Source organism: Acidovorax sp. GW101-3H11 (assembly GCF_001633105.1).
GTDB lineage: Bacteria > Pseudomonadota > Gammaproteobacteria > Burkholderiales > Burkholderiaceae_C > Acidovorax.
The window spans coordinates 45,768-59,355 of sequence record NZ_LUKZ01000012.1; the positions used below are offsets into that span (position 1 = coordinate 45,768).

At 67.1% G+C, this 13,588-nt stretch carries 14 protein-coding genes; 5 read left to right on the top strand and 9 right to left on the bottom strand.

What is annotated here, in order from left to right; genetic code table 11:
- The first annotated feature begins 163 nt into the window (after positions 1 to 163).
- Positions 164 to 736 (top strand): hypothetical protein, encoded by a 573-nt coding sequence (locus tag A1D30_RS12805; protein WP_063461110.1) that lies wholly within the window; start codon positions 164 to 166, stop codon positions 734 to 736.
- Between the two features lie 61 nt (positions 737 to 797).
- On the opposite strand, the gene A1D30_RS12810 is transcribed toward A1D30_RS12805, so the two are convergent.
- From A1D30_RS12810 to A1D30_RS12820, 3 genes are all read right to left on the bottom strand, one after another.
- A complete protein-coding gene (locus A1D30_RS12810; RefSeq protein ID WP_063461111.1) occupies positions 798 to 1,958 on the bottom strand; it encodes a class I SAM-dependent methyltransferase in 1,161 nt (386 codons plus the stop codon).
- Positions 1,959 to 1,966: 8 nt separating this feature from the next.
- Positions 1,967 to 2,491 carry a GNAT family N-acetyltransferase gene (locus A1D30_RS12815; RefSeq protein WP_063461112.1) on the bottom strand — a complete coding sequence of 175 codons (525 nt, stop codon included), beginning with the start codon at positions 2,489 to 2,491 and terminating at the stop codon, positions 1,967 to 1,969.
- Between the two features lie 348 nt (positions 2,492 to 2,839).
- Complete coding sequence (locus tag A1D30_RS12820) at positions 2,840 to 3,424, bottom strand: hypothetical protein (protein WP_063461113.1); 585 nt, start codon at positions 3,422 to 3,424, stop codon at positions 2,840 to 2,842.
- 164 nt (positions 3,425 to 3,588) lie between these two features.
- Between A1D30_RS12820 and A1D30_RS12825 the strand changes: the two genes are divergently transcribed.
- Together A1D30_RS12825 and A1D30_RS12830 are read left to right on the top strand one after the other, a co-directional pair.
- Positions 3,589 to 4,248 carry a response regulator transcription factor gene (locus tag A1D30_RS12825; protein ID WP_063461114.1) on the top strand — a complete coding sequence of 220 codons (660 nt, stop codon included), beginning with the start codon at positions 3,589 to 3,591 and terminating at the stop codon, positions 4,246 to 4,248.
- A complete protein-coding gene (locus A1D30_RS12830) occupies positions 4,235 to 6,127 on the top strand; it encodes a hybrid sensor histidine kinase/response regulator (protein WP_063461115.1) in 1,893 nt (630 codons plus the stop codon). Before A1D30_RS12825 ends, A1D30_RS12830 begins: the two co-directional genes overlap by 14 nt.
- Here A1D30_RS12830 and A1D30_RS12835 read toward each other — a convergent pair.
- From A1D30_RS12835 to A1D30_RS12855, 5 genes are all read right to left on the bottom strand, one after another.
- Positions 6,099 to 7,538, bottom strand: a complete 1,440-nt coding sequence (locus A1D30_RS12835) for a coniferyl aldehyde dehydrogenase (RefSeq protein ID WP_063461116.1) — start codon at positions 7,536 to 7,538, stop codon at positions 6,099 to 6,101. The genes A1D30_RS12830 and A1D30_RS12835 overlap by 29 nt on opposite strands.
- Before the next feature lie 122 nt (positions 7,539 to 7,660).
- Positions 7,661 to 8,014, bottom strand: coding sequence for a hypothetical protein (locus A1D30_RS12840; RefSeq protein WP_063461117.1), 354 nt, complete (start codon positions 8,012 to 8,014; stop codon positions 7,661 to 7,663).
- Between the two features lie 75 nt (positions 8,015 to 8,089).
- A complete protein-coding gene (gene clpB / locus A1D30_RS12845; RefSeq protein ID WP_063461118.1) occupies positions 8,090 to 10,696 on the bottom strand; it encodes an ATP-dependent chaperone ClpB in 2,607 nt (868 codons plus the stop codon).
- A gap of 227 nt (positions 10,697 to 10,923) precedes the next feature.
- Positions 10,924 to 11,403 (bottom strand): molybdenum cofactor biosynthesis protein MoaE, encoded by a 480-nt coding sequence (locus A1D30_RS12850; RefSeq protein ID WP_063461119.1) that lies wholly within the window; start codon positions 11,401 to 11,403, stop codon positions 10,924 to 10,926.
- Positions 11,404 to 11,451: 48 nt separating this feature from the next.
- Complete coding sequence (locus A1D30_RS12855; RefSeq protein WP_063461120.1) at positions 11,452 to 11,682, bottom strand: hypothetical protein; 231 nt, start codon at positions 11,680 to 11,682, stop codon at positions 11,452 to 11,454.
- Positions 11,683 to 11,767: 85 nt separating this feature from the next.
- Between A1D30_RS12855 and A1D30_RS12860 the strand changes: the two genes are divergently transcribed.
- A complete protein-coding gene (locus A1D30_RS12860) occupies positions 11,768 to 12,022 on the top strand; it encodes a hypothetical protein (RefSeq protein WP_063461121.1) in 255 nt (84 codons plus the stop codon).
- Between the two features lie 9 nt (positions 12,023 to 12,031).
- Entirely contained in the window at positions 12,032 to 12,373 is a 342-nt protein-coding gene (locus A1D30_RS12865; RefSeq protein ID WP_063461122.1) for a hypothetical protein, read from the top strand.
- A 31-nt stretch (positions 12,374 to 12,404) separates the two neighbouring features.
- Here A1D30_RS12865 and A1D30_RS12870 read toward each other — a convergent pair whose 3' ends face one another.
- Positions 12,405 to 13,577 carry an ABC transporter substrate-binding protein gene (locus A1D30_RS12870; protein WP_082836439.1) on the bottom strand — a complete coding sequence of 391 codons (1,173 nt, stop codon included), beginning with the start codon at positions 13,575 to 13,577 and terminating at the stop codon, positions 12,405 to 12,407.
- Positions 13,578 to 13,588: the final 11 nt, after the last annotated feature.

Consider the following 13,588-nt stretch of genomic DNA (forward strand, 5'->3'; position numbering starts at 1 on the left):
GCGCCTGATGGATATGCCTTTACAGCTATCAAAAAATGAGCAAACCCCATTCCACGGCCAGGCGGCCCGGGGCAAAGCCCCCGGATTGTGCGGCAAAGGGTCATCACGGCGTCATCGCGGGCGGCTGCAATGGCGGGCATTCGTGCCTGAACGGAGCCCCTCCATGCTGCTGCAAAAGACCGACAAAGCCCGCCAGGAGCTATCGCCCGGTGTGCGCACCCTGAGCCTGCGCGAACGTTCGCTGCTGCTGCTGGCCGACGGCAAACCGCTGTCGGACCTGCAGGCCATGTACAACGGCATCGGCGCGCAGATTGTGGACAACCTCATGCGCCAGGGCTACCTGACAGGCCCGGCCGAGTTGCCCGAGCCCCAGCCCACACCGCCCGCCCCAGTGGCCCCCAGCACCAACCCGGCCCCTTCCATCGAGCGGCCGGAGCCAGGTGAATCCCTGCGCTCGCTGGCCGGTGCGCGCATGTACCTGTTCGACACCTGCGAGCGGCTGTTTGCCCGCCGTGACCCGGTGCTGGCGCAGCATTTCCGCGAGGCCCTGCGCACCGCGCGGGACCGCAGCAGCATGCTGGACGTGGGCGACGCCATGTTCGAAGAAGTGGCCCTGGCCGCAGGGGCAGAACGCGCCGCCAGCCTGCGCGAGCGGCTGGAGCAGTTGCTGCCCCGGTCCCCCGAGGCTGCGCCCGGTCTCTATGCGGCCACACAGCCCGCGCTGCTGGAGGGCTGAGGCGCTGCGACCTCAGGCGGGTTCCATCGGGCTCCAGCGGGCTCGAGTGGACTCAGCCGCCTCAGACAGCTGCTGCCAGCCGCCAGAGCGAAGTCACCTCGGCCGCCCGCGCCGCGTGCAGGGCATCCCCCGCATCGGCCGCCTTGGCATGGACCGGTTTGACATCATGCCGCCCCCGGACCACCAGGCCTGCCTCGGCAATCCAGCCCAGGAGCTGCTCGCGCGGGCGCAGGCCCAGGTGCTCGGCCAGGTCCGACAGGATCAGCCAGCCTTCGCCACCAGGCTCCAGGTGCTCGGCCAGCCCCCCCAGAAAACCCCGCAGCATGCGGCTGCCTTCGTCGTACACCGCATGTTCGATGGGCGAGCTGGCACGCGCCGGCACCCAGGGCGGGTTGCACACCACCAGCGGCGCACGGCCGGGCGGAAACAGATTGGTCTGCAGCAGCTCGACCTGGGGCGACACGCCCAGGCGCTGCAGGTTGTCGTGTGCGCAGGCCAGGGCCCGGGGGTCCTGGTCGGTGGCAACCACCCGCTGCACCCCCCGGCGCACCAGCACGGCAGACAACACGCCCGTGCCCACGCCAATGTCAAACGCCAGCGCCTGGCTGGGCAACGGGGTGCTGGCCACCAGGTCCACATACTCGCCCCGCACGGGCGAGAACACGCCGTAGTGCGGATGGATCCGGTTGCGGGGCGCTGCGCCCAGCGCGGGCACCTCCACCCCTTTTTTGCGCCACTCGTAGGCGCCCACCAGGCCCAGCAGCTCGCGCAGCGTGGCCACACTGCGCTCGCCGGTGGCCGGCCCCCAGGCCTGGGTGCAGGCCTCGCGCCAGTCAGGCGCGCGGCGCAAAGCAATGCTGTAGTCGCCCTCCAGCGGAATCAGCACCGACGCCAGCACCCGCGCGCGCTGCGCCTGGGCCTGGCGGTGCAGGTGAAAGGCCTCGGAGGGGGTGGCCACCGCCGCCTTCTGGGCGGCCTTGGCGGCCGAACGGCGGTGTTTGCCGGTCTTGGAATCGGTGCGCCGCATGAGCGCCTGCAGCAGGTGCCGGGCGTTCTGAAAATCGCCCTGCCACAGCAGGCCTGTGCCTTCACACGCCATGCGGTAGGCCGTGTCGGCGGGCAGCGTGTCGTCGGCAGTGACCACACGGCGCGGCGCCGGGGCGCCAGCTTCGGAGCGCCACTGGGCTTGTTGTGTCTGGCCCTGGCGGCTCCATTCAATCATCGTGTGCCCTATGCGTTGATGGGCCGTTTCAGGCGCACTTCTTCGATCTTCACGCCGCCAATCACATTGGTCTTGGCGGTCGAGAGTTCTTGCTTGAAGCCCGCCATTTCGTGGAAACGGAGGGCACGCTCGTTGCGCAGCGGCACCCATGCGGTGACGTTGGTGCAGCCTTCTTCGTGCAAGCCGTCACGGGCGGCATCCCACAGCGCCAGGCCAACGCCCTGACTCCAGTGGGTGGGTGCGGCGTAGATAGCCCAGATTTCACCGGTGGTGGGGCGGGACTTTTCATCGCGCGAGCGGTCATAGCCCACAAAGCCGACGATCTTCTCGCCGTCCACCGCCACCTGCACCTGGGGCTCGCAATACTCAATGGCCTCGCGCCAGTAAGCCTGGCGCTTTTCGACCGACGACATGGATTTCAACTGCTCGTCTGGCACCAGCCCTTTGTAAGCCTCTTGGGCGGAAACGGTGTGGATCTGGGCGATGGCTTTTGCATCGCGAAGCGTGGCGGGACGAACCTGGATACTGGACATGAAAAAACCGAACGAAAACAGAGAATGAAAATGCGAAAGGTCGGCATTGTCGCCGCAAACGGTTTTTTGCCCTCCAGAGGCCCCTGTTTTGTCCTCGTCAAACGTTCGGCTTCGCTCCCCAAAATGCTGTCTTTGTGGCATGCACGGCCGGGCACCCGGCCCCACTCCGCAGCTCTACCGCCTTGCTCAGAAGGTGTGAATGAATCCGGCGTGCCCGAGCAGGCCGCCAAAACGCGCCCGATCTAGGCGCAAAGCACAGCCATAGCTCGGGCTATGGCGAGCATTGGCAACGACGAGCGGGTGCGTTTTGGCGGAATGAGCGGGCATGGCGGGTTCGTTCACACCTTCTCAGGCCATGGCCATCGAGCCCGACAGCGCAGCGCCCACCCCCACCGAGGCCGCCGCGCGCTGAACCATCGCCCGCTTGTTGCGCGGGCGCGGCACATGCACCACCGGCGGCGCACCATTGATGGCTGCCAGGCTGAGCACCAGCGTCACCGTGCGCGAATCCCCATCCCGATCGTCGGGGGCATAGGCGCGGTAGCTGCCATTGCCTGCACCATGGCTGCGCTGCACAGCATGGAAAGCCACCCGGGCGCCCGTCACCCGGTGGCCGCCGAAGGGCAGCACCCGCAGGCGTGCATCGCGGTCCAGCGCTAGCCCCAGGTTGCCCGGGCGGTTGATCAGGTCGGTGCGGATGGCGCGCCAGGTCTGCCCCTGGTCGGCAGAGAACTGCCAGGCCCCCGCCTGGGCATCGAGGTGTTCGATCACCACGCCCGCAGCGGCCAGCATGTCCGAGCAGTTCTCTTCCATGATCTGTGCCAGCGTATTGCCCCCCAGGCCGGTGCCCGCAGGGGCGGCCGGTCGCCGCTCGCCCCCCCGGTGGGCATTTGCAGAAGGGGTGGAGCCGTGGATCAACGCAGTGGTGGTCATGGGGAAGCCCTTTGAAGACGAAGTGAGACGACGAAGGTTTGCGCATCGGCGGGCACCCAAAGTGCTTTTCAATGCTTGACGGAAAGTCTAGAAAGTGACCTAGCCTGCGTCCATCGCACAAATGGACTAGCCCGCAACACCCGGTTGTGCGCAATACTTGTCCAATGAGTGCCTTCCAAAGTGCCCGTCCGAATGCCCGCCTCCTGCTGGTGGACGATCACGCCCTGTTTCGCACAGGGCTGCGCCTGATCGTGCAGGACCACCCCAGCGTGGGCACTATTGCCGAAGCGGGCTCGATTGCCGACGCCTGCGCGCTACAGCAGGCCGACATCGACCTGGTGCTGCTCGACATCCAGCTGCCCGGCATGAGTGGCCTGGACGGCCTGCGTCTGGTGCGCCAGGCCTGCCCCCAGGCCCGCATCGTGCTGGTGTCCGCCAGCGTGGCGCCCGATGCGGTCTATGAGGCGCGGGCCCGGGGCGCCGATGGTTTTCTACCCAAGTCGGCCAACGCCGAAGACATCCTGGAGGCCATCACCTGCGCGCTGTCGGGCCAGCCCTGCTTCCCCATCAACAGCGGCAACAGCGCCACCACACGCGGGCCCGATGCGCCCTCGCTCACGGCGCGCCAGCTGGATGTGCTGTCGCTGCTGTGCACCGGCAAACCCAACAAGGTAATCGCCCGCGACCTGGGCCTGAGCGAAAACACAGTGCGCGTGCACGTGGCCGCCATCTTTGCGCAGCTGGGCGTGAACAGCCGCAGCGCCGCGCTGCTGGCCGCGCAGCGCCTGGGCCTGTCCACACCGCAGCTCCATGACCCCCTCTGAGACCACGCCCGAACCCCCCGGCACGCAGCCCCCCACCCGCTGGGGCTGGCCGGTGTGGGAGCGCGACGAGGTGCTGCGCGAGCAGGTGGCCCTGCTGCGGCAGAACTTTCCGATGACGCTGCTGGCGTCGCTGGCCACCGCGCTGGGCACCCTGTGGGTGATGGCCCGGGTGGCCGACACGCAGGCCACCACCGTCTGGCTGTCCACCCATGCGCTGGTGATTGCGGGCGTCTACCTCACGCTGCGCAGCATCTCCCCCTTCACCGACCCCGCGCCCCAGGCCGCGCGCAAGCTGATTGCCTGCATGGCCGCCATGGGGCTGAGCTGGGGCAGCCTGGGCTACGTGGTGCTGTACTGGGGCACGTCCGACAGCGTGATCTACGCCATCGGCATCATCAGCACCGTCTCGTCCGGCGCGCTGGGCCTGGGGGCGCCGCTGTACCGGGCCTATGTCACCTACCTCACCAGCGCCATCGGCGGGGKGATGACAGCCGTGGCCCTGGCTGGCGGGCCTGTGATGTGGCCTGCGCTGTTCTTGAGCGGTGTGTACTACGCGCTGACCTGCCTGCAGGCCCGCACCGCCGACCGGGCCACGCGGCGCAGCATTGCGCTCAAGCTCGAAAACGAGCGCCTGGTGAACGAGCTGCGCGCCGAATCCCAGCGTGCCCTGGCCGCACAAGGGGCCGCCGAACAAGCCGACCGCGACAAATCGCGCTTTCTGGCCGCTGCCAGCCACGACCTGCGCCAGCCCCTGCACGCCATGGGGCTGTTTCTCGAATCGCTGCAGCGCAGCCCCCTCAACGACCACCAGCGCACGGTGCTCAAGCACGCGCACGCGGCCTCGGGTGCGGCGGCCGAAATGCTCACCACCCTGCTGGACTACTCGCGGCTGGAAGCCGGTGTGGTGAAGGTGCGGCCCGCCGCCTTTGCGGTGCAGCCGCTGCTGACGGCGCTGGAGCAGGAATTTGGCGTGCAGGCCGACACGGCCGGGCTGGTGTACCGCACCCGCGAGACTTCGGCCGCTGCCTTTGCCGACCGCTCGCTGGTGGGGCTGGTGATGCACAACTTCATCTCCAACGCCCTGCGCTACACCGCGCGGGGCGGCGTGCTCATTGCCTGCCGCACACGCGGCAAACGGCTGGCGCTGGAGGTGTGGGACACCGGGGCGGGCATCCCCGTGCACCAGTGGGAGGACATCTTCAAGGAGTTCCACCAGCTCGGCAACCCCGAGCGCGACCGTCGCAAAGGGCTGGGCCTGGGCCTGGCCATCGTGCAGCGGCTGGCGCGCGAGATGAAGACCTCGGTGGAGCTGCGCTCACACCCCGGCAGGGGCTCTGTGTTTCGGCTGTGGCTGGACCGCTGGCAGGGCGCGCTGGAGGACGACGCCAGCCCTGCCCCGTCGGCCCGCAGCCTGGCCGGGCTGAAGGTGCTGGCCATCGACGACGACGAGGCCGTGCGCCTGGGCATGCAGTCGCTGCTGCAAAGCTGGGGCTGCCAATGCCTCACGGCCGAGTCCAGCGCCGATGCGCTGGAGGCGCTGGAGGACGTGACCCCCGACATCATCATCACGGACTTCCGCCTGCGCCACGAAGAGACGGGCAAGCAGGTGCTGCAGGCGCTGCGCACCTACCTGGGCACGCCCGTGCCCGCCATCATCATGACGGGCGACACGTCGCCCCAGCGCCTGCGCGATGCGCAGTCCACCTCGGCACTGCTGCTGCACAAGCCGGTGTCTACCGGCCAGCTGCGCGATGCCATTGTGCAGCTCATCACCCGCCCTCCGGCCCCGCCGGACGGTGGGCCCGCAGCGGCGCCAGCACAAGAGGGGCCCGAGAGCGAGCCCGCCGCCCCTACAACCAGCGGCGCAGCAGCCCCATGACCTGGTCGAACCGGGCACCATAGGGCGGGTAGAACAGCGAGCCCATCGCCCAGCGCGACTGCACCAGCACCGACTTCTGGTGGCAAAAGCGCAGAAAGCCCTGCTCGCCGTGGTAGGCGCCCCAGCCGCTGTCGCCCACACCGCCAAAGGGCAGGTTGTCGTGCGCAATGTGCATCAGCGTGTCGTTCACCGTCACGCCGCCGCTCACGGTGCGGCGCAGCACATCGCCCTGCACCGCTTCGCTGTTGCCAAACCAGTACAGCGCCAGCGGGCGCGGCCCGGCGTTGATGTGGGCAATGGCATCGTCAAGCCGCTCGTACGAGATCACCGGCAGGATGGGGCCAAAAATCTCCTCCTGCATGAGCTGCATCTGCGAGGTGGCGCCGAACACCAGCGTGGGCAACATCTGGCGGCTGGCGCCGTCGCCCAGCGTGCCCACGGTGTGCACCACGGGCTTGCCTGCAGCCGGGTCGATGGTCTGCACCTCGGCCCCCTGCGTCTGGGCCTGCTGCAGCATGGTGCGCAGGCGCGCATGGTGGCGCGGCGTGATGATGGAGGCGTAGTCGGCGTTGCCCTCGATGGTGGGGAAGAGGCGCGCCACCGCTGCGAGGTAGGCCTGCGCAAACTCGCCCTCGCGCCCCCGGGGCAGCAGCACGTAGTCGGGCGCAATGCAGGTCTGCCCGGCGTTGAGCAGCTTGCCATGCGCAATCTTGAGCGCCGCGTCCTGCATGTCGCAGTGGCCGTCGATGATGCAGGGCGACTTGCCGCCCAGCTCCAGCGTGGTGGGCGTGAGGTTCTGCGCCGCCGCCTGCGCCACCTTGCGCCCCACCGCCGTGGAGCCGGTGAACACCAGATGATCGAACGGCAACGAGGCAAACAGCGCCGACAGGTTGGCATCGCCCTGCACCACGCAGAACTCGTCGGGCGCGAAAAACTGGGCCACCAGGGCCGCGAGCTGGGCCGAGGTGTGGGGCGTGAGTTCGCTGGGCTTGAGCATCACGCGGTTGCCTGCGGCCAGCGCGGTGATGGCAGGGGCCAGGGCCAGTTGCACCGGGTAGTTCCAGGGCGCAATCACGCCCACCACCCCCAGCGGCTGGCGCTGGATGTGTGCGCTGGCGGGCTGCAGGTACAGCGGGGTGCGCACCTTGCGGGGCTTCATCCATTGGGCGAGGTGGCTCAGGGTGTGCGACAGCAGGGTGTGCAGCACGAAGAAATCGGCCACCTCGGTCAGGCGCGGCGAGCGCATGCCAAAGTCGGCCTGCACCGCCGCCGCCAGCACGGGGCCATGCTCGTCGAGCATTTTGGCGATGCGCAGCAGCCGCTCCCGGCGCACGAGCAGTGGCACATCCACATGCGCGCGGCTCGCCTGGCGTTGGAGATCGAAATGGGCGTGGATATCGGCTGGTGTCATGTCTGGATCATAGAAGACACCCCCATGGGCGCATCACGCACAAGGCGGGTGTGCCGCCGTCAAAAAAACTGCTGCAGGCGCCCACACGCAGAGGTGGGCGCGGCCCGTGGGGCCATGCCCCGTCAACGGACTTCGCGCGCTTCCACGTCGGTCACCTGGGCCGCACCCGGCAGGATGCCGCCCCGGCGCGACGCAGCTGCTTCTTCACCGGCATCGGCCGGTGCTGCGGCGCCACGGCGGCTTGAAGACCACCGCTCGGTAGAGCGGAACACGGTGCTGAAACCCGTGCGCGGATCCATGCGCATAACCCAGGGTGCCACCGGCCGCCCCGTGAGGCGCGCCCAGCCTGCGCGCAGCACCCACACCAGGGCCAGCACCAGGGCGGCCACCAGCAGGCTGGCAAACAGCACCAGCCCCATGGCAATGACCACTACACGCAGCAACAGGCGCACAGCGCCCGCAACAAAATCATTCAAACGACACCTCTCCTTCACAATTTGGGGAGGGGGCGGCAGCACGGATGCGCGCTACCACCTCTTCCCACACCCGCATCACCCCTGCGGGGCCACGCCGAACTGGAACACGCCCGGCTCCAGCACCGGGTTCACGGTGACCGGAATCACGCTCTTGGGCGGGAAGCGCCCTTCCAGCAGCAGCTTGGACAGCGGGTTCTCGATGCGCTGCTGGATCGCCCGCTTGAGCGGCCGCGCACCAAACACGGGGTCGAACCCCACTTTGGCCAATTCTGCCAAGGCCGCATCCGACACCTGCAACTCCAAATCCATCTTGGCCAACCGGGATTGCAGCAACTGCAGCTGGATCTTGGCGATGGACGCAATGTGCTGCGCATCCAGCGCATGGAACACCACGGTCTCGTCAATGCGGTTCAGGAACTCGGGCCGGAAGTGGTTCTTCAGTTCGCCCCACACCGCATCCTTGATGTCCTGCGAGTCCTGCCCCACCATGGCCTGGATCAGGTGCGAGCCGATGTTGCTCGTCATCACGATCACCGTGTTCTTGAAGTCCACGGTGCGGCCCTGGCCATCGGTCAGGCGGCCATCGTCCAGCACCTGCAGCAGCACGTTGAACACGTCGGGGTGGGCCTTTTCCACCTCGTCGAGCAGCAGCACGCTGTAGGGCTTGCGGCGCACGGCCTCGGTCAGGTAGCCACCCTCTTCGTAACCCACATAGCCCGGCGGCGCACCGATCAGGCGGGCCACCGAGTGCTTCTCCATGAACTCGCTCATGTCGATGCGGATCAGGTGGTCCTCGCTGTCGAACAGGAAGCCCGCCAGCGCCTTGCACAGCTCGGTCTTGCCCACGCCCGTGGGGCCCAGGAAGAGGAACGAGCCCGTGGGCCGGTTGGGATCGGACAGGCCCGAGCGCGAGCGGCGGATGGCGTTGGCCACCGCAGCAATCGCCTCTTGCTGGCCCACCACGCGCTCGTGCAGCTTGGCTTCCATCTGCAAGAGCTTGTCCTTTTCGCCCTGCATCATTTTGGCCACGGGGATGCCCGTGGCGCGGCTCACCACTTCGGCGATTTCTTCGGCACCGACTTGGGTGCGCAGCAGGCGGCGCGCGGCCGGGGCGCCATCCTTGCCAGCCTCTTGCGCCTGTGCTTCTTTCAGCTGCTTTTCCAGCTCGGGCAGCTTGCCGTACTGCAACTCAGCCACCTTGTTGAAGTCGCCCTTGCGGGTGAACTCCTCGATCTGGAACTTGAGCTTGTCGATGGCCTCGCGCACATGGGCGCTGCCCTGCGCCTGGGCTTTTTCCGACTGCCAGATCTCGTCGTAGTCGGCAATCTCCTTTTGCAGCTTGCCGATCTCTTCCTCGATCAATGCAAAGCGCTTCTGCGAGGACTCGTCCTTCTCGCGGCGCACGGCTTCGCGCTCGATCTGCAGCTGGATCAGGCGGCGGTCGAGCTTGTCCATCACCTCGGGCTTGGAGTCCATCTCGATCTTGATCTTGGACGCGGCCTCGTCGATCAAATCAATCGCCTTGTCGGGCAGAAAGCGGTCGGTGATGTAGCGGTTGGACAGCTCGGCCGCCGCCACGATGGCCGGGTCGGTGATGTCCACGCCATGGTGCACCTCGTACTTCTCCTGCAGGCCACGCAGGATGGCGATGGTCGCCTCCACGCTGGGCTCGCCCACCAGGATTTTCTGAAAGCGCCGCTCCAGCGCCGCATCCTTTTCGATGTACTTGCGGTACTCATCCAGCGTGGTCGCACCCACACAGTGCAGCTCGCCGCGCGCGAGGGCCGGCTTGAGCATGTTGCCCGCGTCCATCGCGCCTTCGCCCTTGCCCGCGCCCACCATGGTGTGCAGCTCGTCGATGAAGACGATGGTCTGGCCTTCGTCCTTGGCCAGCTCGTTGAGTACGGCTTTCAGGCGTTCCTCGAACTCACCGCGAAACTTGGCACCCGCCAGCAACGCCGCCATGTCGAGCGACAGCACGCGCTTGCCCTTGAGGCTTTCGGGCACCTCGCCCGCCACGATGCGCTGGGCCAGGCCTTCGACGATGGCGGTCTTGCCCACGCCGGGCTCGCCGATGAGCACGGGGTTGTTCTTGGTGCGGCGCTGCAGCACCTGGATGGCGCGGCGGATTTCATCGTCGCGGCCAATCACGGGGTCGAGCTTGCCGATGCGCGCGCGCTCGGTCAGGTCCAGGCAGTATTTGGCGAGTGCGCCGCGCTGGCCTTCGGCCTCGGCGCTGTCCACTTTCTGGCCGCCGCGCACGGCGTCAATGGCGGCTTCCAGGCTCTTGCGGGTCAGGCCGTTGTCCTTGGCGATCTTGGCGGCGTCGCCCTTGCTGTCGATCACGGCCAGCAAAAACAGCTCGCTGGCGATGAACGGGTCGCCGCGTTTGATGGCCTCCTTCTCGGTGGCCTGCAGCACGCGGCCCAGCTCGGGCCCGCCCTGCACCTGGTCGTTGCCCTGCACCTGGGGCAGGCGCTTGACGGCCGCCTCAGCCGCCGTCAGCAGGCCGGGCACATTGGCGCCCGCACGCTGCAGCAGCGCCTTGGGGCCGTCGTCCTGCTGCAGCATGGCCAGCAGCACATGCACGGGTTCGATGTAGGCGTTGTCATGGCCCAGCGCAATGCTCTGGGCATCGCTCAGGGCTTCCTGGAACTTGGTGGTGAATTTGTCGAGACGCATGGGTGAATGTCCTCCGAATTGCAGAACATTTGAGGCGAGGTGTGCCTGATTTCAAGACAGTCCCCCACCCCGCTCCATGGCCTGCCGTTGACCTGCGTCAGTGGTTCACCACGCCAGGCAAGCACCCATCACTATAATTTTTATAGCTACCAACGCTTTACCAGAGCGCGGAGAAGGCCAATTTCTTTTAAATTTTTGCCCCGCCGCGCCCCGCCGCGCCCCACGCGTCAGGCCGCGTTGCCCAGCGTGATGCCCCAGCGCGCCAGCGCGGCGTCGTCGCTCACCCGCGCGTCCACCCAGCGGGCGCCCTGGGCGGTTTCTTCCTTCTTCCAGAACGGCGCCTGGGTCTTGAGGTAGTCCATCAAAAACTCGCAGGCCTGGAAGCTCTGGCCCCGGTGGGCGCTGGTCACGGCCACCAGCACGATCTGGTCCAGCGGCTGCAGCAGCCCCACGCGGTGGATGACGCGGGCGCCGAAGATGTCGAAGCGCCGAAAGGCCTCATCCACCATGGCCTCGATGGATTTTTCGGTCATGCCGGGGTAATGCTCCAGCTCCATGGACGCCACCTGGTCCCCTTCATTGCGGTCGCGCACCGTGCCCACAAAGCTGCACACCGCGCCCACGCCCTTGTTCTCACGGCGCAGCGCCACCACCTCGGCAGACAGGTCGAAGTCTTCGGTCTGGATGGAAACGCGGGGCACGGTCATGGCGAAAAACTCTCTACTGGACGGACGACGGCAAAGGCGAACGGGCAATCAGGGCGAACGGTGCAGCCGGGGGGCGGCCAGCAGGGCGCGCTCTTCCTCGACCACCTTGTGCAGCTGTGCCAACGAAGGGGACGGTGGCAATTCGGCCAGCAGGGTTTGCAGGCGGGTGACATCACCAACCGTGGGCGCCACCTTGATCTGCGCGATGGCGGCGGCCACATTGCCGCCTCGCACCAGCGCCAGCACTTTGGCCGGCCATTCGCTTTTGTTTCGTGCCATAAATAGGTAAAAAGGTTTGTCTGTACGATTCGCCCGCACTGTACCCGCACTGCAGCCCCCTTTGAACAGGCTCGCACCAACGACCATGGCCACACAAACGATTCAAACCGACCTGTACAAGCTCTACCCCTCGCCCCGCAACACGCACAAGGACGTTTTCGAGCACCAGGTTTTTGTCCCCTACCCCTACGCCATCATCGACCTGGAGGTGATGGAGCTGGCCGGCAAAACCACATTGTTTGCGGCCTGTCGGCTGTCGGACATGAAGATGGGCCAGCTCGTGAGCTTCGAGCTGACGGCGGACCAGACCAAGTTCGAGCGTCTTTTCACCCCCGACTGAAGGGTGCCCATGGACGACGACAACCAGATCCACGTGCCGCCCTCGTTCATGGCGGTCTACAGCGACACACGCCAGCGCCTGACCGACAAGCCTGCCGTGGTGCGCGCCCGCTACGAGCTGTGCGAAGACCTGTCCGGCCACCTGGTGGAGCAGGCACAAACGCTCTACCACGTGCAGGCCCCGTCCGAAGCCGAGACCCTGCGGCGCATCCACGCCGGGCTGTGCACGGCCGAATCGGGCGTCTCGGTGGCCGAGGCCACGTGGATCACCACCCGCCTGGCCGAGTTGCTGGTCTGGCAGTGCCCCGAGCTGCTGGCACCCCAGCCCGCGCCCACCGACACCTCGCACTGAGGAGCACGCCAGCCCGCTCCGGGCCGTGGCCTCACTTGGTGAACTTGCCGTCGCGCCCCATCATCAGCAGGTCCACAAACTTGCTGGAGTTGTGCTGGCTGGCAGACAGCTCCACGGGGTAGCCGCCCAGGCTCACGTTTTTCATCGACTCCATGGCCTGCACCAGGCTGGCCCGCGTGGGCCTGGCCCCGGCGCGTTGCAAGGCCTCCACCAGGAAACGGGCCGCGATGAACCCCTCCATCTGGCTGAACGTGAACTCTGTGATGCCCCGCGCCCTGGCCAGCCCCTGGAACTCCCGCGAGATGGGCATGCTCTGGTTCCACGGCGACGGCACGACCTGGGAGACCACCACGCCCCGTGCCCGCTCACCCAGCGCCTGCACAAGCTGGGCATTGCTGATGGCCGACAGCATGTAGAACGTGCTGCGGTGGCCCGCCCCCAGGTACGCGGCCACAAAGTCCACGCTGGGCTTGCCAGCGCTGATCACCACGATGGCCTGCGGCGACTGCCTGGCCACCACCGCCACGGCATCGGCCATCTTCGAGCCATCCACCTCCAGCGGAGCCTGGGCAAGCAAGGCCACGTTGTGCGCTTTCACGGATTTTTCGACGGCGGCCAGCCCGCCCGTGCCGAATGGGTTGTTCAGGTACACCGCCGCAATGCGCGAGATGCCGACCGAGGCCAGCTGCTTCACGGTGGCATCAAGCTCAGCCGCATAACCCGCCTTGATGTTGAAGACATAGCGGCTGTTCGCCTGCCGCAAGGCATCGGACCCGGTGAACGGCGCAATGAATGGCACACCCCGCGCCTCGGCGATCGGAAAGGCAGCCATTGCCGGTGGAGTACCAGCGTACTGGAACAGCGCAAGCACTTTGTCCTCATCGATCAACTTGCGGGTGTTGTCTGCGGCCTGCTTCGCGTCGTAGGCATCGTCCAGAGCCACCACCCGGATCTTGCGGCCGCGCACACCGCCTGCAGCGTTGACCTGGTCGAAGTAGAGGCTCGCCCCCAGGCGCACCTCGTGGGTCAGCGCCGACAACGGCCCGCTGAGTTGGCCCGACTGGCCTATGACGATCTCGCTGTCCGTGACGCCCGCCATGTCTTGCCCCTGGGCCGGACCGACCGCCAGGGCCAGGGCAACCGCAGCCAAGCCCATGCGGGCACGGCTGGACAACGAGGTGGAAGGCTGGAATCCTGCCCGCATATGCCGACCTC

Excerpts from the sequence above, each read along its gene's own strand:
- A1D30_RS12805 (WP_063461110.1), top strand. The coding sequence starts at position 164 with ATGCTGCTGCAAAAGACCGACAAAGCCCGCCAGGAGCTATCGCCCGGT.
- A1D30_RS12810 (WP_063461111.1), bottom strand. The coding sequence starts at position 1,958 with ATGATTGAATGGAGCCGCCAGGGCCAGACACAACAAGCCCAGTGGCGC.
- A1D30_RS12815 (WP_063461112.1), bottom strand. The coding sequence starts at position 2,491 with ATGTCCAGTATCCAGGTTCGTCCCGCCACGCTTCGCGATGCAAAAGCC.
- A1D30_RS12820 (WP_063461113.1), bottom strand. The coding sequence starts at position 3,424 with ATGACCACCACTGCGTTGATCCACGGCTCCACCCCTTCTGCAAATGCC.
- A1D30_RS12825 (WP_063461114.1), top strand. The coding sequence starts at position 3,589 with ATGAGTGCCTTCCAAAGTGCCCGTCCGAATGCCCGCCTCCTGCTGGTG.
- A1D30_RS12835 (WP_063461116.1), bottom strand. The coding sequence starts at position 7,538 with ATGACACCAGCCGATATCCACGCCCATTTCGATCTCCAACGCCAGGCG.
- clpB (WP_063461118.1), bottom strand. The coding sequence starts at position 10,696 with ATGCGTCTCGACAAATTCACCACCAAGTTCCAGGAAGCCCTGAGCGAT.
- A1D30_RS12850 (WP_063461119.1), bottom strand. The coding sequence starts at position 11,403 with ATGACCGTGCCCCGCGTTTCCATCCAGACCGAAGACTTCGACCTGTCT.
- A1D30_RS12855 (WP_063461120.1), bottom strand. The coding sequence starts at position 11,682 with ATGGCACGAAACAAAAGCGAATGGCCGGCCAAAGTGCTGGCGCTGGTG.
- A1D30_RS12860 (WP_063461121.1), top strand. The coding sequence starts at position 11,768 with ATGGCCACACAAACGATTCAAACCGACCTGTACAAGCTCTACCCCTCG.
- A1D30_RS12865 (WP_063461122.1), top strand. The coding sequence starts at position 12,032 with ATGGACGACGACAACCAGATCCACGTGCCGCCCTCGTTCATGGCGGTC.
- A1D30_RS12870 (WP_082836439.1), bottom strand. The coding sequence starts at position 13,577 with ATGCGGGCAGGATTCCAGCCTTCCACCTCGTTGTCCAGCCGTGCCCGC.